Raw genomic sequence first — 23729 nt, 5'->3', positions numbered from 1 at the left:
GACCGCCGTACGGCGGTGGGAGAGACCTCTGACGATCCGTCGTCCCCTACTGCAAAGGCACCTCCACCGTGGAGATCTCCACCCTCGAATGGGCCCTCACGATCGGCATCACCTGCGCGGTGCTGCTGTTCGACGTCTTCGTCATCGCGCGCAACCCCCACGAGCCGTCCTTCCGCGAGTGCGCGGTCGCGCTCAGCGTCTACATCGGCGCGGCCGTGGTGTTCGGCGCCTGGATCTGGGCGTCGCACGGGCACGACCTCGGCATCGAGTTCTACACGGGCTGGTTGACCGAGTACTCGCTGTCGATCGACAACCTGTTCGTGTTCATCATCTTGATGGCCGCGCTCCGGGTGCCGCGCGAGTACCAGCAGGAGGCCCTCATGGTGGGCATCATCCTGGCGCTGGTCTTCCGGGGCATCTTCATCGCGCTGGGCTACCAGCTGATCGAGAACTTCAGCTGGGTCTTCTACGCGTTCGGCGCGTTCCTCGTCTACACGGCCGTCACGCTGGTGAAGAGCTACCGCAGCCACGAGGACGAGCACCCCGAGAACAGCCGGGTCATCCGGTTCGCCCAGAGCCACCTCAACGTCGGTGAGGAGTACCGCGGGCTCAAGCTGTTCTACCGGCTGAACGGCGCCCGCGTGGTGTCGCCGATGCTCATCGTGATCATCGCGCTCGGCACCACCGACCTGCTGTTCGCGCTCGACTCGATCCCGGCGATCTTCGGCATCACCCAGGAGCCGTACATCGTCTTCACCGCGAACGTCTTCGCGCTGATGGGGCTGCGGCAGCTCTACTTCCTGCTCGGCGGCCTCCTCAAGCGCCTCGTCTACCTGTCGCTCGGGCTGGCCTTCATCCTCGCGTTCATCGGCGTGAAGCTGGTCCTGCACGCGCTGCACGAGAACGAGCTGCCGTTCATCAACGGCGGTGAGCCGGTGCACGTGCCCGAGATCTCGTCGCTGCTGAGCCTCGGGGTCATCATCGTGACGCTGGCGGTGACCGCGACCGGGAGCCTGCTCGCGTCCCGGAAGATGTCCGAGGAGGAGATCACCGAGCGCACCGGCAAGCTGGAGCCGGAATAGCCGCCCCGCCCGCCGGGGTTGAGGTGGAGTGAGCGAACGCCGTCCCGCCCTGTCCGTCCTCGACCTGGTCCCCGTCCGCACCGACCAGACCACCGGTGACGCGGTCGGGGCGACGCTCTCGCTCGCGCGGGCGGCCGACGACCTCGGCTACCGGCGCTACTGGCTGGCCGAGCACCACAACATGCCGGCCGTGGCGGCGACCAACCCGCCGGTGCTGATCGGCCTGGTCGCCGGCGCCACCTCGCGGATCCGGGTCGGGTCGGGCGGCGTGATGCTGCCGAACCACGCGCCGCTGGTCGTCGCCGAGCAGTTCGCGCTGCTCGAGGCGGCGTTCCCCGGTCGCATCGACCTCGGCATCGGCCGCGCGCCGGGCAGCGACCCGGTCACGTCCTACGCCCTCCGCCACGGCGCCGGCGGGGTCAGCGACGAGGCGGTCACCCACTTCCCCGAGTACGTCGACAACGTGCTCGCGATGATGGAGCCGTCCGGCGTCGGCCTCGCGATCCAGGGCCGCACCTACCCGCTGCGGGCGACACCGCAGGCGACGTCGGTGCCGGTGACCTGGCTGCTCGGCTCCTCGGACTACTCGGCCCGGCTGGCCGCCGAGAAGGGCATGCCCTACGTGTTCGCCCACCACTTCTCCGGCAGCGGCACCGCCGAGGCCCTGGCGCTGTACCGGGAGAGCTTCCGGCCCTCCCCGGAGCTGGCCGAGCCGCGGACCTTCCTCACGGTGAACGCCGTGGTCGCCGAGACCGAGGAGGAGGCCGCGCGGCTCGCGCTGCCGCAGCTCCAGTCGATGCTCGCGCTGCGCACCGGCCAGGAGCTGCGCCCGCAGCGGCTGGTCGAGGAGGCCGAGAAGGTCGAGCTGCCGCAGCCGCACCTCGAGCTGATGCAGCAGATGGCGGAGCGCTGGGTGATCGGTGCCCCCGACCGGGCCCGGGCGCGGATCGACGAGCTCGCCGCGACGTACGGCGTCGACGAGGTGATGGTCCACCCGGTCGCCGGCGCGTACACCGGGACCGAGCCGGGGGCGAGCCCCGCCCGCGAGGAGACCCTGCGCCTGCTCGCGTAGCCGCCGAGTTGGGGTTTTCGACCCGTTAGCGACTAAACTGGCGTGTCGGCCCAACGTGGGTCTGCTTCGTGGTGCCTCGCGGCTGCCCGGAAACCAAGCGAATCACTCCCCGGAGTGGCTCGTGCGCGTGCCCGGGATGGGGTCCACGAGCGGCTTCACGAGGTCCACCGCCCCGCCGGGGCGGAGGTTCCCGGGCCACACGGTAGACAAGCAACCAACAGATTGTGGAGGACATGCCGAAGAAAGAAGGCGTGATCGAGATCGAGGGCACCGTCGTGGAGGCTCTCCCGAACGCGATGTTCCGCGTGGAGCTGAGCAACGGCCACAAGGTTCTCGCCCACATCAGCGGCAAGATGCGCCAGCACTACATCCGGATCCTCCCCGAGGACCGCGTGGTGGTGGAGCTCTCGCCGTATGACCTCACCCGGGGTCGCATCGTCTACCGGTACAAGTGAGAAAGCCGCTCCTACCGGAAAGGGCCTGACAGTGAAGGTCAAGCCGAGTGTCAAGCCGATCTGTGACAAGTGCAAGGTGATCCGTCGCCACGGCCGCGTCATGGTGATCTGCGAGAACCCGCGCCACAAGCAGCGTCAAGGCTGAAGCAGCCCGAGGGCGAACCTGACGAAGTCAGGGATGCCCGAAGGGATGCGCGCCGTGTGAGCCCGCGGAGCGGGGTCACACACCGTTTGAACAGACACAACTGAACACCACACAACGTGATCGCTAGCCACGTCCTCCGACGCGGCGAAGCCACCTCCGGAGCAGACGGCCGGAGCCCGGGACGTACGAGGCCGGGACGCGACACGACCGAAACCGCTGCGGACAACAGAAGGAAACCGCCACATGGCACGCCTCGTTGGTGTCGACCTCCCGCGCGACAAGCGCATCGAGATCGCACTCACCTACATCTACGGCATCGGCCGTACCCGCGCCCAGCAGCTCCTGCAGGCCACCGGTGTGAACCCGGACCTGCGCGTGCACCAGCTGGGTGACGAAGAGCTGGTCAAGCTCCGTGACGAGATCGAAGCCAACTTCAAGATCGAGGGTGACCTCCGTCGCGAGGTCCAGGCCGACATCCGTCGCAAGATCGAGATCGGCAGCTACCAGGGTCGCCGTCACCGCATGGGCCTCCCGGTCCGCGGTCAGCGCACCAAGACCAACGCCCGCACCCGCAAGGGTCCGAAGCGCACGGTTGCCGGCAAGAAGAAGGCCAAGTGAGCCGACGCCTCAGGGCGACTCACTGACCTCGTACTCACAGACCAGCTACTTCAGGAGATAACTGCATGCCTCCCAAGAGCCGCAGCGCGGCCGGCGCCAAGAAGGTGCGCCGCAAGGAGAAGAAGAACGTCGCGACGGGCGAAGCCCACATCAAGAGCACGTTCAACAACACCATCGTCACGATCACCGACCCGACCGGTGCGGTGATCTCGTGGGCCTCGGCCGGCACCGTCGGCTTCAAGGGTTCCCGCAAGTCCACCCCGTTCGCCGCGCAGATGGCCGCCGAGGCTGCCGGACGCCGGGCGATGGAGCACGGCATGAAGAAGATCGACGTCTTCGTCAAGGGCCCGGGTTCGGGCCGCGAGACGGCGATCCGGTCCCTGGGTGCGATCGGCCTCGAGGTCGGCACCATCCAGGACGTCACGCCCACGCCGCACAACGGCTGCCGCCCGCCCAAGCGCCGCCGCGTCTGACCCGGCGACCGAGAACAGGAGACTTGTAAGAAATGGCCCGTTACACCGGCCCCATGACCCGGAAGTCGCGCCGTCTCGGCGTCGACCTCGTCGGTGGCGACTCGTCCTACGAGCGTCGCCCGTACCCGCCCGGCCAGCACGGCCGCGGCCGCATCAAGGAGAGCGAGTACCTCCTCCAGCTTCGTGAGAAGCAGAAGGCTCGCTTCACCTACGGCGTGATGGAGAAGCAGTTCCACAACTACTACTCCGAGGCCTCGCGGCGCGCCGGCAAGACCGGCGACAACCTGCTCCAGCTCCTGGAGTGCCGCCTCGACAACGTCGTCTACCGCGCCGGCTTCGCCCGGACCCGCCGCCACGCCCGCCAGCTGGTCGTGCACGGCCACTTCAAGGTGAACGGCCGCAAGGTCGACATCCCGTCGTACCAGGTGGCGGCGCACGACGTCATCGACGTGCGCGAGAAGTCGCTCGAGATGACGCCGTTCATCGTGGCTCGCGAGACCCACGGCGAGCGCGTCGTCCCCGCGTGGCTCGAGGCCATCCCGTCGCGGATGCGCATCCTCGTCCACCAGCTCCCGGTCCGGGCCCAGATCGACATCCCGGTCCAGGAGCAGCTCATCGTCGAGTACTACTCCAAGAAGTGACACAAGGGGGCTCCGGCCCCCTTGGACCCCCGCTGGGGCTGCTGCCCTGGCCCCAGCGGGACCCACCTTCCGTCGCCAGCATGTTCGGGCCCGTCAAATAGCGGTCGGACCCGGAAAGGAAAGAACAAGTGCTCATCGCACAGCGCCCCACCCTGTCGGAAGAGTCCGTCGACGAGTTCCGCTCGCGGTTCGTGATCGAGCCGCTGGAGCCCGGCTTCGGCTACACGCTGGGCAACTCGCTCCGCCGTACCCTGCTCAGCTCCATCCCGGGTGCCTCGGTCACCAGCATCAAGATCGACAACGTCCTCCACGAGTTCTCGACCATCGAGGGCGTCAAGGAGGATGTCACCGAGATCATCCTCAACCTCAAGGGCCTGGTCGTCTCCTCGGAGCACGACGAGCCGGTCACCATGTACCTGCGCAAGTCGGGTGCCGGTGACGTCACCGCCGCGGACATCGCGCCGCCGGCCGGCGTCGAGGTCCACAACCCCGACCTCAAGATCGCCACCCTGTCCGACAAGGGCAAGCTGGAGATGGAGCTGGTCGTGGAGCGTGGCCGTGGCTACGTGTCCGCCGTCCAGAACAAGGGCACGGACAACGAGATCGGCCGGATGCCGGTCGACTCGATCTACAGCCCGGTCCTGAAGGTGACCTACAAGGTCGAGGCCACCCGTGTCGAGCAGCGCACGGACTTCGACAAGCTGGTCATCGACGTCGAGACCAAGCCGTCGATCCGTCCCCGCGACGCGATCGCCTCGGCCGGCAAGACCCTGGTCGAGCTGTTCGGCCTGGCCCGTGAGCTCAACGTCGAGGCCGAGGGCATCGACATCGGCCCGTCGCCCGTCGACGAGCAGCTCGCGGCCGACCTCGCCCTCCCGGTCGAGGACCTGCAGCTCACCGTCCGCTCGTACAACTGCCTCAAGCGCGAGGGCATCCACACCGTGGGTGAGCTCATCAGCCGCTCGGAGCAGGACCTGCTCGACATCCGCAACTTCGGTGCGAAGTCGATCGACGAGGTCAAGGCCAAGCTGGTCGAGATGGGCCTGTCCCTCAAGGACAGCGCGCCCGGCTTCGACCCGCACGCCGCGCTCGCGGCGTACGGCGACGACGACGACGACGCGTTCGTCGAGGACGAGCAGTACTGATCCCACACCGACCGACACCGCGTCGGCCGTCTACCCGGGTACCTCGTACGGCCCGGGAGAAATGAGAGAGAACGATGCCCAAGCCCACCAAGGGTCCCCGCCTCGGCGGTAGCCCGTCCCACCAGCGCCTGATCCTGTCGAACCTGGCCACCCAGCTGTTCGAGCACGGTCGCATCACCACGACCGAGGCCAAGGCCCGCGCGCTGCGGCCGCACGCCGAGAAGCTGATCACCAAGGCGAAGAAGGCCCACCTCGGTGAGAACAGTCTGCACAACCGGCGCGAGGTCCTTCGGACCATCCGCGACAAGTCGGTCGTGCACACCCTCTTCACCGAGATCGCGCCGACCTTCGCCGAGCGTCCGGGCGGCTACACGCGGATCACCAAGATCGGCCCCCGCAAGGGCGACAACGCCCCCATGGCGGTCATCGAGCTGGTGACCGAGGCCTACCAGCCGTCCGCGCCGAAGGCGAAGAAGGCTGCCCCGAAGGCCGAGACCCCCGCCGCCACGTCCACCGTCGCCGAGGACGCCCTCGTCGAGGACACCGTGGTGGAGGAGACCGTCGCCGAGGACGCCGCGACCGACGCGCCGACCGAGCTCACCGAGGAGGCGTCGCCCGAGGAGAGCGTCGTCGCCGAGGAGGAGCCCGTCGCGGACGAGGCCCCGGCCGCGGAGGCCACGGAGGAGAGCACCGAGGAGGACGAGAAGGCCTGAGGCCCTCGTCGTACTCACCCCGGCCCGTCAGCGTTCGCGCTGGCGGGCCGGTCTCATTTCCGTTGAGTTGGGCCCGCGTTCCCCACGAGTTGGGCCGGAGTTCTGCGGTCCCCGGGAACCAGGCCCAACTCGACGGTGATTTCGGCCCAACTCGACGTCGGGTCTCACCAGGAGCGGTCGACGAGGTTGAGGGCCTCCTCGCGGGTGAGGCCGTGGCGGCGGGCGAGGGCGGCGTACGCCGCGGTCGCGTCGCGGGCCTCGGTCGAGTCGGCGACCGAGGCGATGAGCGTGCCCCGGCGGCCCTCGGTGGTGATCACGCCGTCCGACTCGAGCGCCCGGTAGGCCTTCGCGACGGTGTTGGCCGCGAGGTGGAGGTCGGCGGCGAGGGCGCGGACCGTGGGCAGCCTGGTGCCGGCCGGGAGCTCCCCGGACGCGGCGCGGGAGGCGATCTGGACGCGCAGCTGCTCGTACGGCGGGACGTCCGAGGTCGCGTCGAGGGGGAACACCTCCATGCCCCGCATGGTAGAGACATCCCATGGCCGATGACGCAGACCGCGACGTGCTCGTGGTGGGGGAGTCCCTGGTCGACATCGTGCACGGCGCGGACGGCACGACGACGGAGTACGCCGGCGGCAGCGCGGCCAACGTCGCCGTCGCCCTGAGCCGGCTCGGCCGGCGGGTGCGGTTCGTGACCGCCTGGGCCGACGACGCGCGCGGCGCCGTCCTGGCCCGGCACCTCGCCGACGCGGGCGTGGCCCTGGCCACCGACCCGCACGTGCTCGAGCGGACCGCGACCGCGGCGGCGACCATCGGCGCCGACGGCGCGGCGTCGTACGAGTTCGACCTCGACTGGCGGATCGGCGAGGTGGACGCCGGGCGGCCGGTCGCCGTCCACGTCTGCTCGATCGGCGCGGTGCTCGAGCCCGGGGCCAGCCAGGTCGTGGACCTGCTCCGCGGCCTGCACGGGACCGCGACGATCAGCTACGACGTCAACGCCCGGCCCGCGATCACCGGCACCGGCCCCGACCTGGTCGCGCGCGTGGAGCGGATGGCCGCCGTCGCCGACCTGGTGAAGGCCTCCGACGAGGACCTCGAGGCGCTGTACCCGGACCTCGACACCGAGGCCGCGGCCCGGCACGTCCTCGGGCTCGGCCCGGCCGCGGTCGTGGTGACGCGGGGCGGGGCGGGCGCCACCTGGGTGGGCCGCGACCACACGGTCGAGGTCGCCTCGCTGCCGGTCGAGGTCGCCGACACCATCGGCGCGGGCGACACCTTCGGGGCGGCGGTGATCGACGCGCTCTGGGGCCGGTCGCCGGCCGACCTCACCAGCGACGAGATCGAGGCGGTGCTCGCCCACGCGGCCCGGGCCGCGGCGGTCACCGTCTCCCGGCCCGGCGCGGACCCGCCGTACCGGAGCGAGCTCTAGGCCGGCTCGGTCTCGATACGCCGGTCGCGCCCTCGTCCCTCGGACGCGCGGCTACTCGACCTGGCGCCGTCCCCGTGATCCTCGCGCGCTCGGATCACGGGCGCTCAGGCGCCAGCCAGGCGTGCACCAGGGGGACGACGGACGCCCCCTCGCCGCTCGCGGAGGCGACCCGCTTCATCGATCCCGCCCGCACGTCGCCCGCGCAGAACACCCCCGGCACCGTGGTCGCCAGCTCCGCCGGCGGCAGCCCGCCGACCCAGTGCTCCTGGGGGACGTCGCGGCCGGTGAGCACGAAGCCCCGCGGGTCCCGGGCGATGTCGCCGGGGATCCAGTCGCAGTGCGGCTCGGCGCCGAGCAGCAGGAACAGGCCGTACGCCGGCACCCGCCCCCGCTCGCCGGTGCGCGTGTCCTCCAGGGCCAGCCACTCCAGGCGGCCGTCGCCGCCGCCGTCGACCACCTCGGTGCAGGTGCGCACGGTGATCCGGCTGTTGTAGGCGATCTCGCCGACCAGGTACGCCGACATCGTCTCCTCGAGCGCCGGCCGGCGGACCAGGATCGTGACCGAGCGCGCGAACCGGGCCAGGTGCATCGCGGCCTGGCCGGCCGAGTTGCCGCCGCCCACCACGAAGACGTCCTGGCCCTCCATCTCGCGGGCGGCGGTCATCGCCGCGCCGTAGTAGACGCCCGTCCCGACCAGCTCCTCGAGCGGGTCGACGCGCAGCTTGCGGTAGGCGACGCCGCTGGCGATGACCACCGACCGGGCGGCCACCTCGCCGCTCTCCGTGCACAGCACGTGCGGGGCGCCGCCGTACCCGGGACGCAGCTCGTCGACGACCTGCCCGGTGTAGAACCGCGCGCCGAACCGCAGCGCCTGGTTGCGCGCCCGCTGCGCCAGCCGCATCCCGGAGATGCCGCGCGGGAAGCCCAGGTAGTTGCGGATCATCGAGCTGGTGCCCGCCTGGCCGCCGATCGCCTCGGCCTCCAGGATCACCGTCGAGAGACCCTCGGACGCGGCGTACACCGCGGCCGCGAGGCCGGCCGGGCCACCACCGACCACGGCCACGTCGACCACGTGGTCCAGGTCGAGCTCGGTGGGCGCGCCGTACAGCGCGATCGCGACGTCGCGCACCGAGGTCGCGTGCACCACGGGGCGGTCCAACGCGTACACGAGCGGGTACGCCGGCTCGCCCTCCCACTTGTCCAGCACGAACCGGCCGCCGTCGGAGTCCGGCGGGTAGAGGCCGCTGGGCAGGCCCATCCGGTCCAGGAAGTCGCGGATCGCGAGGGTGAGCCCGTCGCGGGCCGGCGACACGATCTTCACCGACACCACCTCGGGGTCCGGGACGGTCGAGCCCCAGTCCGAGAGCAGGTCGGTGATCGCGTTGTGGAACTCCTCGTCGCGGATCCCGCGGGGCATCAGCAGGAACGCGTCGTACTTGCCGGTGGCCAGGCCGGCCCGCAGGCCCGGGGCGTCGGCCATGAACCGCTCCCAGTGCGCGGCGATCACGCGGCGCGCGGTGGGGACCTTCTCGCGCAGCTTGTGGAAGGCGTGCAGCACCGACTCCGCGTCGGGCACCACGGACTCCGAGACGTACATCGCGACGGTGCCGCCGGCGCCGACGACGTCGTGGGTGGCCACGAGGGCCTCCTGGCACGACCGCGCCAGGCGCACGTCGTACTCGCGCTCGTAGCGCGCGAAGCCGGCGCGCAGCTCGTCGGGGTGCTCGGCCCCGATCAGCACGATGGCGGGGGTGCTCACGGGATCAGCCTAGGAACTCTGACAAGCCATTAGGGTGCGTCCATGGCGGACCTCGAGCTCGCGCGCCTGACGGGGGAGCTCGACGCGCGCCTCGCCGGGGCGGACGCCGAGCTGGCCCGCCGCTACCCGGGCCCCCGGCCGGAGCGCCAGCCGGTGCAGACGATCTACGTGCCGGCGGACCGGTTCGCGGCCGACACGGTGACGCGGTACGGCGAGGTCGCGCTCGCGGCGCTCGCCGAGCACGAGGCGCTGTTCCTCGAGCTGACCGGCGACGACCGCGACCTGCTCGCGCGGGTGCGCGCCCGGTTGGCGACCAGGCCGCTCGACGACCTGCGCATCGACTTCGAGGACGGCTACGGCCCGCGCCCGGACGACGAGGAGGACGCGGCGGTGGCCGCGGCCGCGGACGCGCTGCGCGTCGCGATCGCCGACGGCACGGCGCCGCCGTGGTTCGGCATCCGGTTCAAGAGCCTGGAGCGACCGACCCGGCACCGCGGGCTGCGCACGCTCGCGACGTTCGTGGAGCGGCTCGCCGACGGCGGGCCGCTGCCGCGGGGCTTCCTGGTCACGCTGCCCAAGGTGACCTCGGTCGACCAGGTCGGGGCGATGGTGCACGCCGCCGGACACCTCGAGACGGTGCTGGGCCTGGAGCCGGGCAGCCTGCGCTTCGAGATCCAGGTCGAGACGCCGCAGTCGATCCTCGGCCCGGACGGCACCACGCTGATCGCGCGGATGGTGCACGCCGCCGACGGCCGATGCACCGGCCTGCACTACGGGACCTACGACTACAGCGCCTTCCTCGGGATCGCCGCTCCGTACCAGAGCCTCGACCACCCGGCCGCCGACCACGCCAAGGCCGTGATGCAGGCGGCCGCCGCGGGCACCGGCGTCTGGCTCTCCGACGGCTCGACCAACGTGCTGCCGGTGGGCGACGCGGACGCCGTCCGCCGCGGCTGGGAGACGCACCTGCGGCTGGTGCGCCACTCCCTGGAGCGGGGCTTCTACCAGGGGTGGGACCTGCACCCCGCGCAGCTGCCGACGCGGTACGCCGCGACGTTCGCGTTCTACCGCGAGCGCCTCGACCGGTCGTCGGTGCTCGAGGAGCCGGCGACCGACCGGGCGCTGGCGGACTTCATCCGGCGCGGCCGGGAGTGCGGCGCGCTCGACGAGGAAGAGGGGAGCTGACCATGGGCATCGTGCTCGGCGCCAACCAGTACGGCAAGGCGGAGACCCGGGTGGTCCGCATCGTCCGGGACACGCCCCGGCACACGATCCGCGACCTCAACGTCTCGACCGCGCTCCGGGGCGACTTCGCCGCCGCGCACGTCGACGGCGACCAGGCCGCGGTGCTGCCGACCGACACGCAGAAGAACACCGCGTTCGCGTACGCGAAGCGGCACGGCGTCTCCTCTCCGGAGGACTACGCGCTCGCGTTGTCGGAGCGGCTGCTGGAGGCGGCGCCCGCCGCGACCGGCGCGCGGGTGGCCGTCGACGAGTACGCCTGGGAGCGGATCCAGGTCGACGGGACCGGCCACGACCACGCGTTCGTGCGCCGCGGCCAGGAGGTCCGCACGGCCACGGTCGGGCGGACGCGGGAGGCCGTCGCCGTCGAGTCCGGCTTCCGCGACCTGGTGGTCCTGAAGTCGACCGGGTCGGAGTTCAAGGGCTTCCTGCGCGACGAGTACACGACGCTGGCCGAGGCCGACGACCGGATCCTCGCCACCTCGCTGGACGCGACCTGGCGGCACCGCGCCGACCCCGAGGACTGGGACGCGTCGTACGCCGCGGTGCGCGCGCTGGTGATGGCGACGTTCGCGACCACCTACAGCCGGGCCCTGCAGGAGACGCTCTACGCGATGGGCCGGGCGGTCCTCGAGGCCCACGACGACCTCGCCGAGATCTCCTTCTCCGCGCCGAACAAGCACCACTTCCTCGTCGACCTGGCGCCGTTCGGGCTCGACAACCCGGGCGAGGTGTTCGTGGCCGCGGACCGGCCGTACGGGCTGATCGAGGCGACCGTGACCCGGGAGGAGCCGTGAGGCTGGACGAGCTGCCGGAGGACCGGGCACGGGCGGCGCTGGCCGCGTGCCTCGACGTACCGCGGTTCGTCGACGAGGTGCTGGCCGGGCGGCCGTACGGCGACCCGGCGGCCCTGGAGCGCGCGGCCGCGGCCGCCGCGGCGACGCTGTCCGACGACGAGCTGGCGGCGGCTCTGGCCCGGCACCCGCGGATCGGGGAGCGCGCCGGGGCCGGGCACGACGCCGCTCACTCGGCGCGCGAGCAGGCCGGCGTCGACCGCTCGGACGCCGAGGTGCTGCGGCGGCTGGCCGATGGCAACCGGGCCTACGAGGAGCGCTTCGACCGGGTCTTCCTGATCCGCGCGGCAGGGCGCGACTCCCACGAGATCCTGGCCGAGCTCGAACGGCGGCTCGGCAACGACGACGCGACCGAGCGCGCGGAGACCGTCCGCCAGCTCGGCGAGATCATGCTGGTCCGACTCCGGCAGGTGGAGGCCTGATGGCGACCCTGAGCACCCACGTCCTGGACACCAGCCGCGGCCGGCCCGCGCCCGGCATCGGGGTCCGCCTCGAGGACGCGCTCGGGGAGGTGCTCGACGAGGGCGTCACCGACGCCGACGGCCGGGTCGGCCGGCTCGGCGCCGACCTCGAGACCGGCGCCTACGTGCTGCGCTTCGACACCGGCACGTACCTCGGCCCGGACGCGTTCTACCCCGAGGTCGCGGTGACGTTCCGGATCGTCGCCGACGAGCACCACCACGTGCCGCTGCTGCTCAACCCGTTCGGCTACGCGACCTACCGTGGCAGCTGAGCTGGTCCTGCGGGCCCGCCGGGCGGTCGTCGGGGGCGAGGAGCGGGCGGTCGCGATCGGGATCCGCGCCGGGCGGGTCGCCGAGGTCGCGGGGTACGACGACCTGTCGGCGGCCGAGGTCGTCACGCTGGCCGACGACGAGGTGCTGCTGCCCGGGCTGGTCGACACGCACGTGCACGTCAACGAGCCCGGCCGCACCGAGTGGGAGGGCTTCGCGACCGCGACCCGGGCCGCGGCGGCCGGTGGCGTGACGACGATCGTCGACATGCCGCTCAACAGCGTCCCGGCGACCACCACGGTCGCGGCGCTCGAGGTGAAGCGGGCGGCCGCGGGCGGCCAGGCGCACGTCGACGTCGGCTTCTGGGGCGGCGCCGTGCCCGGCAACCACGCGGACCTGGCGCCCCTGCACGAGGCGGGCGTGTACGGCTTCAAGTGCTTCCTGCTCGACTCCGGGGTGGCGGAGTTCCCGCCGCTCGACCCCGCGCAGCTGCGGACCGCCATGACCGAGACCGCCCGGCTCGGGGCGCTGATGATCGTGCACGCCGAGGACGGCGCGCTGGTCACCGAGGCGCACGGCACGGCGTACGACGGGTTCCTCGCCTCGCGCCCGGCGGCCGCCGAGCAGCGGGCCATCGACCTCGTCGTCGCCACCGCGCGGGAGACCGGGAGCCGCGCGCACGTCGTCCACCTGAGCGCGGCGGACGCGCTGCCGTCGCTGCGCGGCAGCGGCGTCTCGGTGGAGACCTGCCCGCACTACCTGGTGCTCGCCGCCGAGGACGTCCCCGAGGGCGCCACGCAGTTCAAGTGCTGCCCGCCGGTCCGCGAGGGGGCCAACCGGGACCGCCTGTGGGCCGCGCTGGCGGCCGGCGACATCGACTTCGTGGTGTCCGACCACTCGCCGTGCCCGGCCGAGCTCAAGCGCGGCGACTTCGCCGAGGCCTGGGGCGGGATCGCCTCCCTCCAGCTCTCGCTGCCGCTCGTCTGGACCGCGGCCCGCGAGCGCGGCCTCGGTCTCACCGACGTGGCGCGCTGGATGGCGACCGCCCCGGCCCGCCGGGTCGGGCTGGCGGGCAAGGGCGAGATCGCCGTCGGCAACGACGCCGACTTCTGCGTGCTCGCGCCGGACGAGACCTTCCGCGTGGAGGCCGCGGCGTTGCAGCACAAGAACCCCGTCTCGCCGTACGACGGGCGTACGCTCACCGGCACCGTCCGGCAGACGTGGCTGCGCGGCGCACCGATCGACCTGGCGGCCGCCCCGCGCGGCCGGCTGCTGAGGAGGGGAGCATGACGTACTTCGTGCCGACCGGTGGCCTGCCGGCGCAGACCGAGCTCACGACCGACCGGGCCGTGTTCACCGAGGCGTACGCCGTGCTGCCGCGCGGGACGATGCGCGACATCGTCACCAGCCGGCTGCCGCACTGGGAGGGCACCCGGCTGTGGGTGATCGCCCGGCCGCTGAGCGGCTTCGCGGAGACGTTCAGCTGGTACGTCGTCGAGGTCGCGCCCGGGGGCGGCTCGTCGGAGCCCGAGCCCGACCCGGATGCCGAGGCCGTGCTCTTCGTGGTGGGCGGCGTGGTGTCGCTGACGGTCGGCGCCGTGCGGCACCGGGTGCAGGCCGGGGGCTACGCGTTCCTGCCACCCGGCACCGCTTGGACGCTGCACAACGAAGCCGGCCAGAACGCGACGTTCCACTGGATCCGCAAGGCGTACGAGCGGGTCGACGGCGTCGCGGTGCCCGAGGCGTTCGTGACCCACGAGAGCGACGTGCCGGTCCGGCCGATGCCCGGCACGGACGCCTGGGGCACCCAGCGGTTCGTCGACCCCGACGACGTCCGGCACGACATGCACGTCAACATCGTCAGCTTCGAGCCCGGCGGCGCGATCCCGTTCCCGGAGACCCACGTGATGGAGCACGGGCTCTACGTGCTCGAGGGCAAGGCGGTCTACCTGCTGAACAAGGACTGGGTCGAGGTCCAGGAGGGCGACTTCATGTGGCTGCGCGCGTTCTGCCCGCAGGCCTGCTACGCCGGCGGCCCCGGCCGGTTCCGGTACCTGCTCTACAAGGACGTCAACCGGCATCCGTCGCTGCGGCTGGGGTGAGCCCCGGGGGGCCGTTTCTTCGCAATTGAACGATCAGCCTCGGTTACCCGCGCGTAGAACCAGTCTGGTCGTTCAATTGAACGAGAACTGCACGGCGCCCGGTCACCCGGAGCGGGCTGCACCTGTGACCCGCGTCACGTACAGTGGCGGGCAGCGGCCCGTCGTTCGGCATGGATAACCGGCGGCCGCGGTGACCCGGAACCATGCGGACGTCGAGCGTGCGTGGAGGCGAGATGACGCAGGTCACCGTCAACGGCACGGCGCGCCCCCTGGCGGGGGCGCCGGTGCACCTCAGCGCGCTGGACTTCCTCCGCGGGCTCGGGCTCACCGGCGCCAAGGAGGGCTGCGCCGAGGGGGAGTGCGGCGCCTGCTCCGTCCTCGTCGCCCGCCCCGACGGCGACGGCACCGCGTGGACGGCGCTCAACGCCTGCCTGGTCCCCGCCGCGGCGCTGGACGGCCAGGAGGTCGTCACCGCGGAAGGGCTCGGCCGCTCCGACCACCTGCACCCGGTGCAGCGCGAGCTCGCCGAGCGGGGCGGGTCGCAGTGCGGCTACTGCACGCCGGGGTTCGTGTGCAGCATGGCCGCGGAGTACTACCGTGCCGGCCGGCACGCCAACGGCCGCGCCGACCACGAGCACGGCCCGAACGGCTTCGACCTGCACGCGCTGAGCGGCAACCTGTGCCGGTGCACCGGCTACCGGCCGATCCGGGACGCCGCCTGGGCGCTCGGCGACCCGGACGCGGACGACCCGCTCGCCGTACGGCGCACGCGGCCCGCTCCCGCCCCCGCGGCGACCCGCGTGGTCGACGGCGTCGGCGAGCTCGTCCGCCCCCAGACGCTCGGCGAGGCACTCGACCGCCTCGCCGAGCACCCCGACGCGACCGTCCTCGCCGGCGCCACCGACCTCGGCGTCGAGGTGAACCTGCGCGGCGCCCGGCCCGCGTACCTCGTGGTGGTCGACCGGCTGCCCGAGCTGCGGGAGCTCAGCACGGACCCGATCGAGATCGGCGCGGCGCTCACGCTGAGCGAGGTCGAGCGCGGCCTCGGCGGGGCCGTGCCGCTGCTGGACCGGGTGTGGCCGCAGTTCGCGTCCCGGCTGATCCGCAACGCCGCGACGATCGGCGGCAACCTCGGCACCGCCTCTCCAATCGGCGACCTGCCGCCGGCGCTGTTGGCGCTCGAGGCGACGCTGGTGCTCAGCGGCCGCGCCGGCGACCGCGAGGTGCCGCTCGCGGAGTACTTCACCGGCTACCGGCAGACGGAGCTGCGGCCGGGGGAGCTGATCCGCTCGGTGCGCGTCCCGCGGCCGCTGGCCGCGCTGACCGCCTTCCACAAGATCGCCAAGCGGCGGTACGACGACATCTCCGGCGTGGCCGTGGCGTTCGCCCTCGACGTCGCCGGGGGCGTGGAGAGCGGCGTGGCGGGCGGGGTCGTCACCCGCGCCCGCATCGGCCTCGGCGGCGTCGCCGCCACCCCGCTGCGCGCATTCGCCACGGAGGCGGCGCTGGAGGGCCGGCCCTGGACGCAGGCGACGGTCGACGAGGCCGCGCGCGTCCTCGCGGGAGAGGGCACGCCGATGGACGACCACCGGGCGAGCGCGGCCTACCGCTCCGCGATGCTCGGCGAGGCGCTCCGCAAGCTCTTCGCGGAGGCGACGGCATGAGCGTCGGCCTCCCGCTCCCGCACGAGAGCGCCGCCCTCCACGTCACGGGAGAGGCGCTCTACACCGACGACCTGGTCGTCCGGCTGCCCGGCGTGCTGCACGCCCACCCGGTGCAGGCGCCCGTCGCGCACGCGCGCGTCACCCGGCTCGACCCGGCGCCGGCGTACGACGTGCCGGGCGTGGTGCGGGTGCTCACCGCCGCGGACGTGCCCGGGGTCAACGACGCCGGCACCAAGCACGACGAGCCGCTGTTCCCGAGCGAGGTGATGTACCACGGGCACGCGGTCTGCTGGGTGCTCGGCGAGACCCTCGAGGCCGCCCGGCTCGGGGCCGCGGCGGTCGAGGCCGACTACGAGGAGCTGCCGGCGATCGTGGGGGTTCGCGACGCGATCGCGGCCGGGAGCTTCCAGGGCGGGCAGCCGACCGTCCAGCGCGGCGACGTCGAGACCGCCCTCGCGAAGGCGAGCCGGGTGTTCAGCGGCGAGACCGAGATGGCCGGCCAGGAGCACTTCTACCTCGAGACCCACGCCGCGGTCGCCCTGGTCGACGAGGCCGGGCAGGTGTTCGTGCAGTCCAGCACCCAGCACCCCACCGAGACCCAGGAGATCGTCGCGCACGTCCTGGGCCGGCGCAGCCACGAGGTCACCGTGCAGTGCCTGCGGATGGGCGGCGGCTTCGGCGGCAAGGAGATGCAGCCGCACGGGTACGCCGCGGTCGCGGCGCTCGGCGCCACGCTGACCGGCCGCCCGGTGCGGGTGCGGCTCACGCGCCAGCAGGACATCACGATGACCGGCAAGCGGCACGGGTTCCACGCGGCCTGGCGGGTCGGGTTCGACGACGCGGGCTGCCTGCAGGCGCTCGACGTGACGCTGACGTCGGACGGCGGCTGGTCGCTCGACCTCAGCGAGCCGGTGCTGGCGCGGGCGCTGTGCCACGTCGACAACGCGTACTGGATCCCGCACGTGCGCGCGCACGGCCGCGTCGCCCGCACCCACAAGACCTCGCAGACCGCGTTCCGCGGGTTCGGGGGGCCGCAGGGGATGCTGGTGATCGAGGACGTGCTCGGCCGGTGCGCGCCGCTGCTCGGCGTCGACCCCATGGAGCTGCGCCGCCGCAACTTCTACACGGCCGGCCAGACCACGCCGTACGGCCAGGAGGTCCGGCACCCCGAGCGCGCCGGGCTGGCCTGGGACCAGGTCGTCGCCGAGGGCCGGGTGCGCGAGCGGCTCGCCGAGATCGAGGCGTTCAACGCGGCGCACCCGCACACCAAGCGGGGGCTCGCGGTGACGCCGGTGAAGTTCGGCATCTCGTTCAACTTCACCGCGTTCAACCAGGCCGGCGCGCTCGTGCACGTCTACAAGGACGGCTCGGTGCTGATCAACCACGGCGGCACCGAGATGGGCCAGGGCCTGCACACCAAGATGATTCAGGTGGCCGCGACCGCGCTGGGCCTCCCCCTGGCGAAGGTCCGGCTCGCGCCGACCCGGACCGACAAGGTCCCCAACACCTCGGCCACCGCCGCGAGCTCCGGCGCCGACCTCAACGGCGCCGCCATCCAGGACGCCTGCGACCAGATCCTCGCCCGGCTCGAGGGCGTCGCGGGCGACACCTGGGAGGAGCGGGTCCGCGCGGCGTACGCCCAGCGCATCCAGCTGTGGGCCGCGGGCTTCTACCGCACCGAGGGCATCCACTGGGACGCGGCGCTGATGAGCGGCCACCCGTTCAAGTACTTCGCGTACGGCGCCGCCGCGGCCGAGGTCGAGGTCGACGGGTTCACCGGCGCGTACACCACGCGCCGGGTCGACATCGTCCACGACGTCGGCGACAGCCTCTCCCCGCTGGTCGACCTCGGCCAGATCGAGGGCGGCTTCGTCCAGGGCGCGGGCTGGCTGACGCTCGAGGACCTGCGCTGGGACGACGCCGACGGGCGGCTGCTCACCCACGCGGCGAGCACCTACAAGCTGCCCAGCTTCAGCGAGATGCCGCCCGAGCTCCACGTCACGCTGCTGCCGGCGGCCCACGAGGACGGCGTCGTCTACGGCTCCAAGGCCGTGGGCGAGCCGCCCCTGATGCTGGCGTTCTCGGTCCGGGAGGCGCTGCGCCAGGCGGCGGCCGCGTTCGGCCCACCGGGCACGAGCGTCGAGCTGGCCTCGCCGGCGACGCCGGAGGCGGTCTACTGGGCGGTCGAGCGGCTGCGGTCCCGCGAGGAGGTGCCGGCCCGATGAGCTGGCTGGACGCGGTCGCGCGGCTGCGCCGCGAGCGAGTGCCCGGCGTGCTGGTCACCGTGGTCGAGGCGCGCGGCCACGCCCCGCGCGAGGCCGGCGCGAAGATGGTCGTCTCCGCCGACGCGACCTGGGGGACCGTCGGCGGCGGCAACCTCGAGGAGACCGCCGTCGTGCAGGCCCGGGCGATGCTGGCGGAGCCGACCCGGCCCGAGACCCTGACGGTGTCGCTCAGCGACAAGGCCCGCACCGACCACGGCCGGCAGTGCTGCGGGGGCGAGGTGACGCTGCTGCTCGAGCCGCTGCCCGTCGTACCCGCGGTGGCGGTGTTCGGCGTCGGCCACGTCGGGCTGGAGCTGGCCCGGGTGCTGGCCCGCCACGACCTCGACCTGCACCTCGTGGACTCGCGGCGCGACCAGCTCGCCGACGAACGCCTCGCCTGCCTCGCGGACGCCGTCGGCACCGTGCACGTCCACCACGCGCCGGTGCCGGAGCTGGTCCTCGGCTCGGTGCCCGCCGGGACCCACGTGCTGGTGATGACCCACGACCACGCCGAGGACTTCGCGATCTGCGATGCCGCCCTGCGCTGCGCGCACCTCGGCCCGGTCGGGCTGATCGGGTCGGCGGCGAAGTGGTCGCGGTTCCGCTCCGGTCTGCTGGTCGAGGGACACCCGGCCGACGCGGTCGACCGGATCACCTGCCCGATCGGCGACCCGTCGCTGCCGGGCAAGGAGCCGGCGGTGGTGGCGCTGTCGGTGGCGGCCGCGCTGCTGCGGCAGGTCGCCCCGGTCCGGCCATGACGCTGGTCCGCGCGCGGGTGATGGACACCCCCGACGACCCGTTCGCCGGAGGCGTCCTGCGGCACGACGAGGACGCCGGGCTGCTGGTCGCCGACGGGGTGATCGCGGCCCGCGGGCCGTACGCCGAGCTCCGCGCCGCCCACCCGGACGAGGAGGTGCTGGACCTGCGCGGCGGCGTGATGCTGCCCGGCTTCGTCGACACCCACGTCCACTTCCCGCAGGTGCGGGTGATCGGCTCGCTCGGCCTGCCGCTGCTGGAGTGGCTCGACCGGTGCGCGCTCCCGGAGGAGTGCCGGCTGGCGGAGGCGGCGTACGCCGAGGTGATCGCCCGCGAGTTCGTCGACGGGCTGGTCGGGGCGGGCACGACGTCCGCGCTGGTCTTCGGCTCGCACTTCGCACCGGCCGTGGACGTCCTCCTCCGGGAGGTCAGCCGGGTCGGGCTGCGGGTCACCGCGGGCCTGGTGGTCAGCGACCGCGGGCTGCCGGACGCGCTGCTCACCACGCCGGAGCGCGCGTACGACGAGTCCCGCGCGCTCGCCCGCCGGTGGCACGGCACCGGGCGGGTCCGGTACGCCGTCACGCCGCGCTTCTCGTACTCGACCACCGAGGCCACCCTCGACGCCTGTGCCGCCGTCCTCGAGGACGAGCCGGGCACCTGGTTCACCTCGCACGTCAACGAGAACCCCGACGAGGTGACCGCAGTCGGCGAGCTGTTCGCCGACGCGCTGCACTACGTCGGGACGTACGACGCGCACGGGCTGGTCGGCGAGCGCTCCGTGCTCGCCCACAACGTGCACGCCACCGACGACGAGCTGAAGCTGCTGGCCGGCCGCGGCGCGGCCGTCGCGCACTGCGCGACCAGCAACTCGGCGCTGGGCAGCGGGCTGTTCCCGCTGCGGCGGCACGTCGAGCACGGCGTGCGCGTCGCGCTCGGCTCCGACGTCGGCGCGGGCACCGGCTTCTCGCTGCTCAAGGAGGGACTGCAGGCGTCGTTCATGCAGGCGCTCCTCGGCGCGGAGGGCGTGCCGCTCACGCCGGCCCACCTGCTGTTCCTCGCCACCCGGGCCGGCGCCCTGGCGCTCGGCCTCGACGTCGGGGACCTGGGCGAGGGCCGGCCGTTCGACGCGGTCTGGATCTGCCCCGAGGACGGCGACCCGCTGGACGTCGGGCTGCGGCACGCCGCGTCCGCGGAGGCGGCGCTGTCCAAGGTGTTCGCGCTGGGGACCCCGGCCGACGTCGCCGGCGTCTGGGTGGCGGGGGAGCGCCTCTAGGATCGTCTGTCGTGCGCATCCGGCTCGACCTCGCCTACGACGGCACCGACTTCCACGGCTGGGCCGCGCAGCCCGGGCTGCGGACGGTGCAGGGCGAGCTGACGCTCGCGCTGGCGACGCTGCTGCGCGTGCCGTCGGTCGACGTCGTGTGCGCCGGGCGCACCGATGCCGGCGTGCACGCGCGCGGCCAGGTCGTGCACGCCGACCTCGACGAGCCGCCGGCCCCGGACCTGCTGCTGCGCCGGCTCAACGGCATCCTCCCCGCCGACGTGCGGATCCACCGCGCGGCCGAGGTGCCGGCGTCCTTCGACGCGCGCTTCGGGGCGCTCTGGCGGCGCTACGCCTACCGGATCGCGGACCTGCCGGACCTGGTGGACCCGCTGACCCGGTCGCACGTGCTGGCCTGGCCGCGGCCGCTGGACGAGGACGCGATGAACGCCGCCTCCGCGCTGCTGGTCGGCCGCCACGACTTCGCGTCGTTCTGCAAGCAGCGCGAGGGCGCGACCACGATCCGCACGCTGGAGGAGCTGTCCTGGGCCCGCGACGCCGGTGGCGTCCTGGTTGCGACCGTGCGCGCGGACGCGTTCTGCCACAGCATGGTGCGCTCGCTGGTCGGCTGTCTGATCGCGGTCGGCGAGGGCCGCAAGCCGGTCGCGTGGGCGGGCGAGGTCCTGGCCGCGGCGGTGCGGGACCCGGCGGTGGCCGTCGTGCACGCGCACGGGCTGACGCTCGAGCAGGTCGCCTACCCGCCCGACGACGAGCTCGAGGCGCGGGCGCTCCAGACGCGGGCGAAGCGAGTGGCCGAATGAGCGACGAGCACTACTTCAGCGCCGACCCCTCCGTGCCGTTCGAGCGGGAGACGTTCACCTGCGAGGTGTGGGGGCACCGGCTCACGCTGGTGAGCGGGTCCGGCGTCTTCAGCCGCGGCCACCTCGACCACGCGACCGCGGTGCTGTTCCGCGAGACCGAGCCGCCGGTGCAGGGCCGGTTCCTCGACCTCGGCTGCGGGTACGGCGCGATCGGCCTGGCGATCGCGGCCGCCGTACCGCTGGCGACGATCACCGCCGTGGACGTCAACGACCGCGCGATCGCGCTCGCGAACGAGAACGCCCGCGCGATGGGTGTGGAGGGGCGCTTCGTCGCGTGCCGCCCCGAGATGGTGCCCAGCGGCGACGTGTACGACGAGATCTGGTCCAACCCGCCGATCCGGATCGGCAAGCAGGCGCTGCACGAGCTGCTGCTCACCTGGCTGCCGCGGCTGGCCCCCGGCGGCCGCCTGGTGATGGTGGTCGGCAAGAACCTCGGCGCCGACTCCCTCCAGCGGTGGCTGGGGGAGCAGGGCTGGCCGACCGAGCGGCTCGCGAGCGCCAAGGGGTTCCGGGTGCTGGAGACCCGACGCGATGCATGACCTCAACGTCCCCGACCACCCGCGACCCGGGTGGCTGCCGGGTGCCGCCCTCGGCGTGGCCGCCGGGCTGCTGCTCTCCTGGATCTGGTGGTACGGCGCCCCCGACGTCGCGCTCGCGGTCACGCTGGTGTTCGCGGGGCTGGTCGCCGCGGTGATCGCCGGGGCGCCGCACTGGCGGCTGTTCGGGACCGGCCTGCTCGCGGGCGCCCTCGTCACGGGTGGCGCAGTCGCGCTGCTTGCCGGGTGAGGTGGTCGCGCTCGGCGGTGCTGGTCGCCCGCGCGGCGGCCTCGGCGTAGCGGTCCGCCGCGATCGTGAGGTCGCCGGCGCGCTCGTGCAGCCACGCCTCCACGGCGGTCCGCCGCGGTACGCCGGCGGGCACCGTCTCCAGCGCGCGGAGGCCCGCGAGCGGGCCGTCCGCCTCGCCCACGGCGACCGCCCGGTTCAGCGCCACCACCGGTGAGTCGGTGAGCGCCAGCAGCTCGTCGTACCACTCCAGGACCTGCGTCCAGTCGGTCTCGGCCGCCGACCGCGCGTCGCAGTGGAGCGCGGCGATGGCGGCCTGGCACTGGTACTCGCCGAGCCGGTCCAGCGCGAGCGCCGCCTGGAGGACGTCCACGCCCTCCGCGATCAGCGCGGTGTCCCACAACGACCGGTCCTGCTCGGCCAGCGGCACCAGCGCGCCGTCGGGCGACCAGCGGGCCGCTCGCCGGGCGTGGTGCAGCAGCATCAGCGCGAGCAGGCCGGCGACCTCCGGCTCGTCGCTGGACGCGCGGAGCATCCGGGTCAGCCGGATCGCCTCCGCCGCGAGGTCGACGTCGCCGGTGTAGCCCTCGTTGAAGATCAGGTAGAGCACCTTCAGCACCCGGCCCAGGTCGCCCGGCGCCCCCACGCCGGCCCCGGCGACGGTCCGCTTGGCGCGGCTGATCCGCTGGGCCATGGTCGCCTCCGGCACCAGGTGGGCCTCCGCGATCTGCGCGGTGGTCAGCCCGCCGACCGCGCGCAGGGTGAGCGCGATCGCGGACCCGGAGGTCAGTGCCGGGTGGCAGCACAGGAACAGCAGGAGCAGGGTGTCGTCCTGCTCCTCGGCGGGGCCGGGCGCCGGCTCGTCGTGCACCCGCTCCTCGCGGGTACGCCGGGCGGTCTCCGACCGGGTGGCGTCGAGGAACTTGCGCCAGGCGACGGTGATCAGCCACGGCTTCGGGTCGTCGGGCGGGTCGTCCGGCCAGCGGCGTACCGCCTCGACCAGCGCCTCCTGGACGGCGTCCTCGGCCGCCGCGAAGTCGGCTCCGCGGCGGACGAGGACCCCGAGGACCTGGGGCACGAGGTCCCGGACCAGCGCGTCCATCACTCCGGGTCGGTGTGGCGGTGCTCCAGGAACGGGCGCACCTCGATCCACTCCCGGATCGGGACGCCCCCGGGGCCGGGCGCCGACGACAGGAACGCGGCCGCCTCGTGGGCGCGCTCGACCGAGTCGACGTCGATCACCATCCAGCCGGCGATCAGGTCCTTCGTCTCCGCGAACGGGCCGTCGGTGACCGGCGGGCGACCCTCCCCGTCGAAGCGGACGAACGTGCCCTCGGGAGACAGTGCCTGCGCGTCGACGAACTCGCCCCGCTCGCGCAGCTGGTCGGCGACGTGGCCCATGAACGCGAGGTGGGCCTCGACCTCATCGGGCGTCCACTGGTCCATCGGCGCGCAATCGATCGGCTTCGCGCCGCGGTAGTGCTTGAGCAGCAGGTACTTCATCGTGGGCCTCCTCGGTTCGCTGTGCCCCAGTGTGGTGGCACGCGCCCGGGACGGAGCCGCGACACGGTCCTCGACATCGGCGGGGAGGAAATCCGGGTACTCCCTGACGAAAGTGTCGTTCTGGTGCGATCCAGAGTGCAGAAGCGTCAGGGACTACCC

27 protein-coding genes are annotated in these 23729 nt (G+C 73.2%); 23 read left to right on the top strand and 4 right to left on the bottom strand.

Annotation, left to right across the window (positions count from 1 at the left end; all coding sequences use genetic code 11):
- Positions 1-68: 68 nt before the first annotated feature.
- The 9 genes from ABD086_RS18910 to rplQ all read left to right on the top strand — a co-directional run bounded on the left by ABD086_RS18910 (position 69) and on the right by rplQ (position 6344).
- Entirely contained in the window at positions 69-1082 is a 1014-nt protein-coding gene (locus ABD086_RS18910; RefSeq protein ID WP_343909167.1) for a TerC family protein, read from the top strand.
- 28 nt (positions 1083-1110) lie between these two features.
- The gene (locus tag ABD086_RS18905; protein ID WP_343909166.1) at positions 1111-2154 is read left to right on the top strand and encodes an LLM class flavin-dependent oxidoreductase; all 1044 of its coding nucleotides are present in this window, start codon (positions 1111-1113) and stop codon (positions 2152-2154) included.
- A gap of 233 nt (positions 2155-2387) precedes the next feature.
- Positions 2388-2609: a translation initiation factor IF-1 gene (infA, locus tag ABD086_RS18900; protein WP_011757309.1), complete on the top strand. Its 222-nt coding sequence runs from the start codon at positions 2388-2390 to the stop codon at positions 2607-2609.
- Between the two features lie 31 nt (positions 2610-2640).
- Positions 2641-2754, top strand: a complete 114-nt coding sequence (rpmJ, locus tag ABD086_RS18895) for a 50S ribosomal protein L36 (protein WP_011757308.1) — start codon at positions 2641-2643, stop codon at positions 2752-2754.
- Positions 2755-2997: 243 nt separating this feature from the next.
- Positions 2998-3372, top strand: a complete 375-nt coding sequence (gene rpsM, locus ABD086_RS18890; RefSeq protein ID WP_343909165.1) for a 30S ribosomal protein S13 — start codon at positions 2998-3000, stop codon at positions 3370-3372.
- Positions 3373-3437: 65 nt separating this feature from the next.
- The gene (gene rpsK / locus ABD086_RS18885; protein WP_343909164.1) at positions 3438-3845 is read left to right on the top strand and encodes a 30S ribosomal protein S11; all 408 of its coding nucleotides are present in this window, start codon (positions 3438-3440) and stop codon (positions 3843-3845) included.
- A gap of 32 nt (positions 3846-3877) precedes the next feature.
- Positions 3878-4486, top strand: coding sequence for a 30S ribosomal protein S4 (gene rpsD, locus ABD086_RS18880; protein WP_343909163.1), 609 nt, complete (start codon positions 3878-3880; stop codon positions 4484-4486).
- 128 nt (positions 4487-4614) lie between these two features.
- Positions 4615-5631, top strand: coding sequence for a DNA-directed RNA polymerase subunit alpha (locus tag ABD086_RS18875; protein ID WP_343909162.1), 1017 nt, complete (start codon positions 4615-4617; stop codon positions 5629-5631).
- 74 nt (positions 5632-5705) lie between these two features.
- Positions 5706-6344, top strand: a complete 639-nt coding sequence (gene rplQ / locus ABD086_RS18870; RefSeq protein ID WP_343909161.1) for a 50S ribosomal protein L17 — start codon at positions 5706-5708, stop codon at positions 6342-6344.
- Positions 6345-6508: 164 nt separating this feature from the next.
- On the opposite strand, the gene ABD086_RS18865 is transcribed toward rplQ, so the two are convergent.
- Positions 6509-6856: a GntR family transcriptional regulator gene (locus tag ABD086_RS18865; protein WP_343909160.1), complete on the bottom strand. Its 348-nt coding sequence runs from the start codon at positions 6854-6856 to the stop codon at positions 6509-6511.
- A 23-nt stretch (positions 6857-6879) separates the two neighbouring features.
- On the opposite strand from ABD086_RS18865, the gene ABD086_RS18860 reads away from it, so the two are divergent.
- Positions 6880-7770: a PfkB family carbohydrate kinase gene (locus ABD086_RS18860; RefSeq protein WP_343909159.1), complete on the top strand. Its 891-nt coding sequence runs from the start codon at positions 6880-6882 to the stop codon at positions 7768-7770.
- Positions 7771-7864: 94 nt separating this feature from the next.
- Here the strand turns inward: ABD086_RS18860 and ABD086_RS18855 are convergent, their stop codons facing one another.
- Positions 7865-9529, bottom strand: a complete 1665-nt coding sequence (locus ABD086_RS18855) for an NAD(P)/FAD-dependent oxidoreductase (RefSeq protein ID WP_343909158.1) — start codon at positions 9527-9529, stop codon at positions 7865-7867.
- 42 nt (positions 9530-9571) lie between these two features.
- On the opposite strand from ABD086_RS18855, the gene ABD086_RS18850 reads away from it, so the two are divergent.
- The 13 genes from ABD086_RS18850 to ABD086_RS18790 all read left to right on the top strand — a co-directional run bounded on the left by ABD086_RS18850 (position 9572) and on the right by ABD086_RS18790 (position 22070).
- The gene (locus tag ABD086_RS18850) at positions 9572-10714 is read left to right on the top strand and encodes a DUF6986 family protein (protein ID WP_343909157.1); all 1143 of its coding nucleotides are present in this window, start codon (positions 9572-9574) and stop codon (positions 10712-10714) included.
- A gap of 2 nt (positions 10715-10716) precedes the next feature.
- Positions 10717-11568: a factor-independent urate hydroxylase gene (pucL, locus tag ABD086_RS18845; RefSeq protein WP_343909156.1), complete on the top strand. Its 852-nt coding sequence runs from the start codon at positions 10717-10719 to the stop codon at positions 11566-11568.
- Positions 11565-12047 carry a 2-oxo-4-hydroxy-4-carboxy-5-ureidoimidazoline decarboxylase gene (gene uraD, locus ABD086_RS18840; protein WP_343909155.1) on the top strand — a complete coding sequence of 161 codons (483 nt, stop codon included), beginning with the start codon at positions 11565-11567 and terminating at the stop codon, positions 12045-12047. Before pucL ends, uraD begins: the two co-directional genes overlap by 4 nt.
- Positions 12047-12358 carry a hydroxyisourate hydrolase gene (gene uraH / locus ABD086_RS18835; protein WP_343909154.1) on the top strand — a complete coding sequence of 104 codons (312 nt, stop codon included), beginning with the start codon at positions 12047-12049 and terminating at the stop codon, positions 12356-12358. Before uraD ends, uraH begins: the two co-directional genes overlap by 1 nt.
- Positions 12348-13646 carry an allantoinase AllB gene (gene allB, locus ABD086_RS18830; RefSeq protein ID WP_343909153.1) on the top strand — a complete coding sequence of 433 codons (1299 nt, stop codon included), beginning with the start codon at positions 12348-12350 and terminating at the stop codon, positions 13644-13646. Before uraH ends, allB begins: the two co-directional genes overlap by 11 nt.
- The gene (locus tag ABD086_RS18825; RefSeq protein ID WP_343909152.1) at positions 13643-14458 is read left to right on the top strand and encodes a bifunctional allantoicase/(S)-ureidoglycine aminohydrolase; all 816 of its coding nucleotides are present in this window, start codon (positions 13643-13645) and stop codon (positions 14456-14458) included. Before allB ends, ABD086_RS18825 begins: the two co-directional genes overlap by 4 nt.
- A 233-nt stretch (positions 14459-14691) precedes the next feature.
- Positions 14692-16122 carry a xanthine dehydrogenase small subunit gene (locus ABD086_RS18820; RefSeq protein WP_343909151.1) on the top strand — a complete coding sequence of 477 codons (1431 nt, stop codon included), beginning with the start codon at positions 14692-14694 and terminating at the stop codon, positions 16120-16122.
- Positions 16119-18347, top strand: a complete 2229-nt coding sequence (locus ABD086_RS18815; RefSeq protein ID WP_343909150.1) for a xanthine dehydrogenase molybdopterin binding subunit — start codon at positions 16119-16121, stop codon at positions 18345-18347. The genes ABD086_RS18820 and ABD086_RS18815 overlap by 4 nt, the downstream gene beginning before the upstream one ends.
- The gene (xdhC, locus tag ABD086_RS18810) at positions 18344-19144 is read left to right on the top strand and encodes a xanthine dehydrogenase accessory protein XdhC (RefSeq protein WP_343909149.1); all 801 of its coding nucleotides are present in this window, start codon (positions 18344-18346) and stop codon (positions 19142-19144) included. The genes ABD086_RS18815 and xdhC overlap by 4 nt, the downstream gene beginning before the upstream one ends.
- Entirely contained in the window at positions 19141-20415 is a 1275-nt protein-coding gene (gene guaD / locus ABD086_RS18805) for a guanine deaminase (RefSeq protein WP_343909148.1), read from the top strand. The genes xdhC and guaD overlap by 4 nt, the downstream gene beginning before the upstream one ends.
- An 11-nt stretch (positions 20416-20426) precedes the next feature.
- Positions 20427-21224 carry a tRNA pseudouridine(38-40) synthase TruA gene (gene truA / locus ABD086_RS18800; protein ID WP_343909147.1) on the top strand — a complete coding sequence of 266 codons (798 nt, stop codon included), beginning with the start codon at positions 20427-20429 and terminating at the stop codon, positions 21222-21224.
- Positions 21221-21823: a class I SAM-dependent methyltransferase gene (locus tag ABD086_RS18795; protein ID WP_343909146.1), complete on the top strand. Its 603-nt coding sequence runs from the start codon at positions 21221-21223 to the stop codon at positions 21821-21823. Before truA ends, ABD086_RS18795 begins: the two co-directional genes overlap by 4 nt.
- Positions 21816-22070 carry a hypothetical protein gene (locus tag ABD086_RS18790; RefSeq protein ID WP_343909145.1) on the top strand — a complete coding sequence of 85 codons (255 nt, stop codon included), beginning with the start codon at positions 21816-21818 and terminating at the stop codon, positions 22068-22070. Before ABD086_RS18795 ends, ABD086_RS18790 begins: the two co-directional genes overlap by 8 nt.
- On the opposite strand, the gene ABD086_RS18785 is transcribed toward ABD086_RS18790, so the two are convergent.
- Together ABD086_RS18785 and ABD086_RS18780 are read right to left on the bottom strand one after the other, a co-directional pair.
- Positions 22036-23169 carry an RNA polymerase sigma factor gene (locus ABD086_RS18785; protein ID WP_343909144.1) on the bottom strand — a complete coding sequence of 378 codons (1134 nt, stop codon included), beginning with the start codon at positions 23167-23169 and terminating at the stop codon, positions 22036-22038. The two genes, ABD086_RS18790 and ABD086_RS18785, sit on opposite strands and share 35 nt — an antisense overlap.
- Positions 23169-23570 carry a YciI family protein gene (locus ABD086_RS18780; RefSeq protein WP_343909143.1) on the bottom strand — a complete coding sequence of 134 codons (402 nt, stop codon included), beginning with the start codon at positions 23568-23570 and terminating at the stop codon, positions 23169-23171. The genes ABD086_RS18785 and ABD086_RS18780 overlap by 1 nt, the downstream gene beginning before the upstream one ends.
- Positions 23571-23729 lie beyond the last annotated feature (159 nt).

Origin of the sequence: Nocardioides aquiterrae (assembly GCF_039526625.1) — a bacterium.
In the GTDB taxonomy this organism is placed as follows: Bacteria; Actinomycetota; Actinomycetes; order Propionibacteriales; family Nocardioidaceae; genus Nocardioides; species Nocardioides aquiterrae.
This window is presented reverse-complemented; position numbering and strand designations above follow the sequence as displayed.

Coding starts and splice junctions, on each gene's coding strand:
- infA (WP_011757309.1), top strand. CDS start 2,388: ATGCCGAAGAAAGAAGGCGTGATCGAGATCGAGGGCACCGTCGTGGAG.
- rpsM (WP_343909165.1), top strand. CDS start 2,998: ATGGCACGCCTCGTTGGTGTCGACCTCCCGCGCGACAAGCGCATCGAG.
- rpsK (WP_343909164.1), top strand. CDS start 3,438: ATGCCTCCCAAGAGCCGCAGCGCGGCCGGCGCCAAGAAGGTGCGCCGC.
- rpsD (WP_343909163.1), top strand. CDS start 3,878: ATGGCCCGTTACACCGGCCCCATGACCCGGAAGTCGCGCCGTCTCGGC.
- rplQ (WP_343909161.1), top strand. CDS start 5,706: ATGCCCAAGCCCACCAAGGGTCCCCGCCTCGGCGGTAGCCCGTCCCAC.
- ABD086_RS18865 (WP_343909160.1), bottom strand. CDS start 6,856: ATGGAGGTGTTCCCCCTCGACGCGACCTCGGACGTCCCGCCGTACGAG.
- ABD086_RS18860 (WP_343909159.1), top strand. CDS start 6,880: ATGGCCGATGACGCAGACCGCGACGTGCTCGTGGTGGGGGAGTCCCTG.
- ABD086_RS18850 (WP_343909157.1), top strand. CDS start 9,572: ATGGCGGACCTCGAGCTCGCGCGCCTGACGGGGGAGCTCGACGCGCGC.
- pucL (WP_343909156.1), top strand. CDS start 10,717: ATGGGCATCGTGCTCGGCGCCAACCAGTACGGCAAGGCGGAGACCCGG.
- uraH (WP_343909154.1), top strand. CDS start 12,047: ATGGCGACCCTGAGCACCCACGTCCTGGACACCAGCCGCGGCCGGCCC.
- ABD086_RS18825 (WP_343909152.1), top strand. CDS start 13,643: ATGACGTACTTCGTGCCGACCGGTGGCCTGCCGGCGCAGACCGAGCTC.
- ABD086_RS18820 (WP_343909151.1), top strand. CDS start 14,692: ATGACGCAGGTCACCGTCAACGGCACGGCGCGCCCCCTGGCGGGGGCG.
- ABD086_RS18815 (WP_343909150.1), top strand. CDS start 16,119: ATGAGCGTCGGCCTCCCGCTCCCGCACGAGAGCGCCGCCCTCCACGTC.
- xdhC (WP_343909149.1), top strand. CDS start 18,344: ATGAGCTGGCTGGACGCGGTCGCGCGGCTGCGCCGCGAGCGAGTGCCC.
- guaD (WP_343909148.1), top strand. CDS start 19,141: ATGACGCTGGTCCGCGCGCGGGTGATGGACACCCCCGACGACCCGTTC.
- ABD086_RS18795 (WP_343909146.1), top strand. CDS start 21,221: ATGAGCGACGAGCACTACTTCAGCGCCGACCCCTCCGTGCCGTTCGAG.
- ABD086_RS18790 (WP_343909145.1), top strand. CDS start 21,816: ATGCATGACCTCAACGTCCCCGACCACCCGCGACCCGGGTGGCTGCCG.
- ABD086_RS18785 (WP_343909144.1), bottom strand. CDS start 23,169: ATGGACGCGCTGGTCCGGGACCTCGTGCCCCAGGTCCTCGGGGTCCTC.
- ABD086_RS18780 (WP_343909143.1), bottom strand. CDS start 23,570: ATGAAGTACCTGCTGCTCAAGCACTACCGCGGCGCGAAGCCGATCGAT.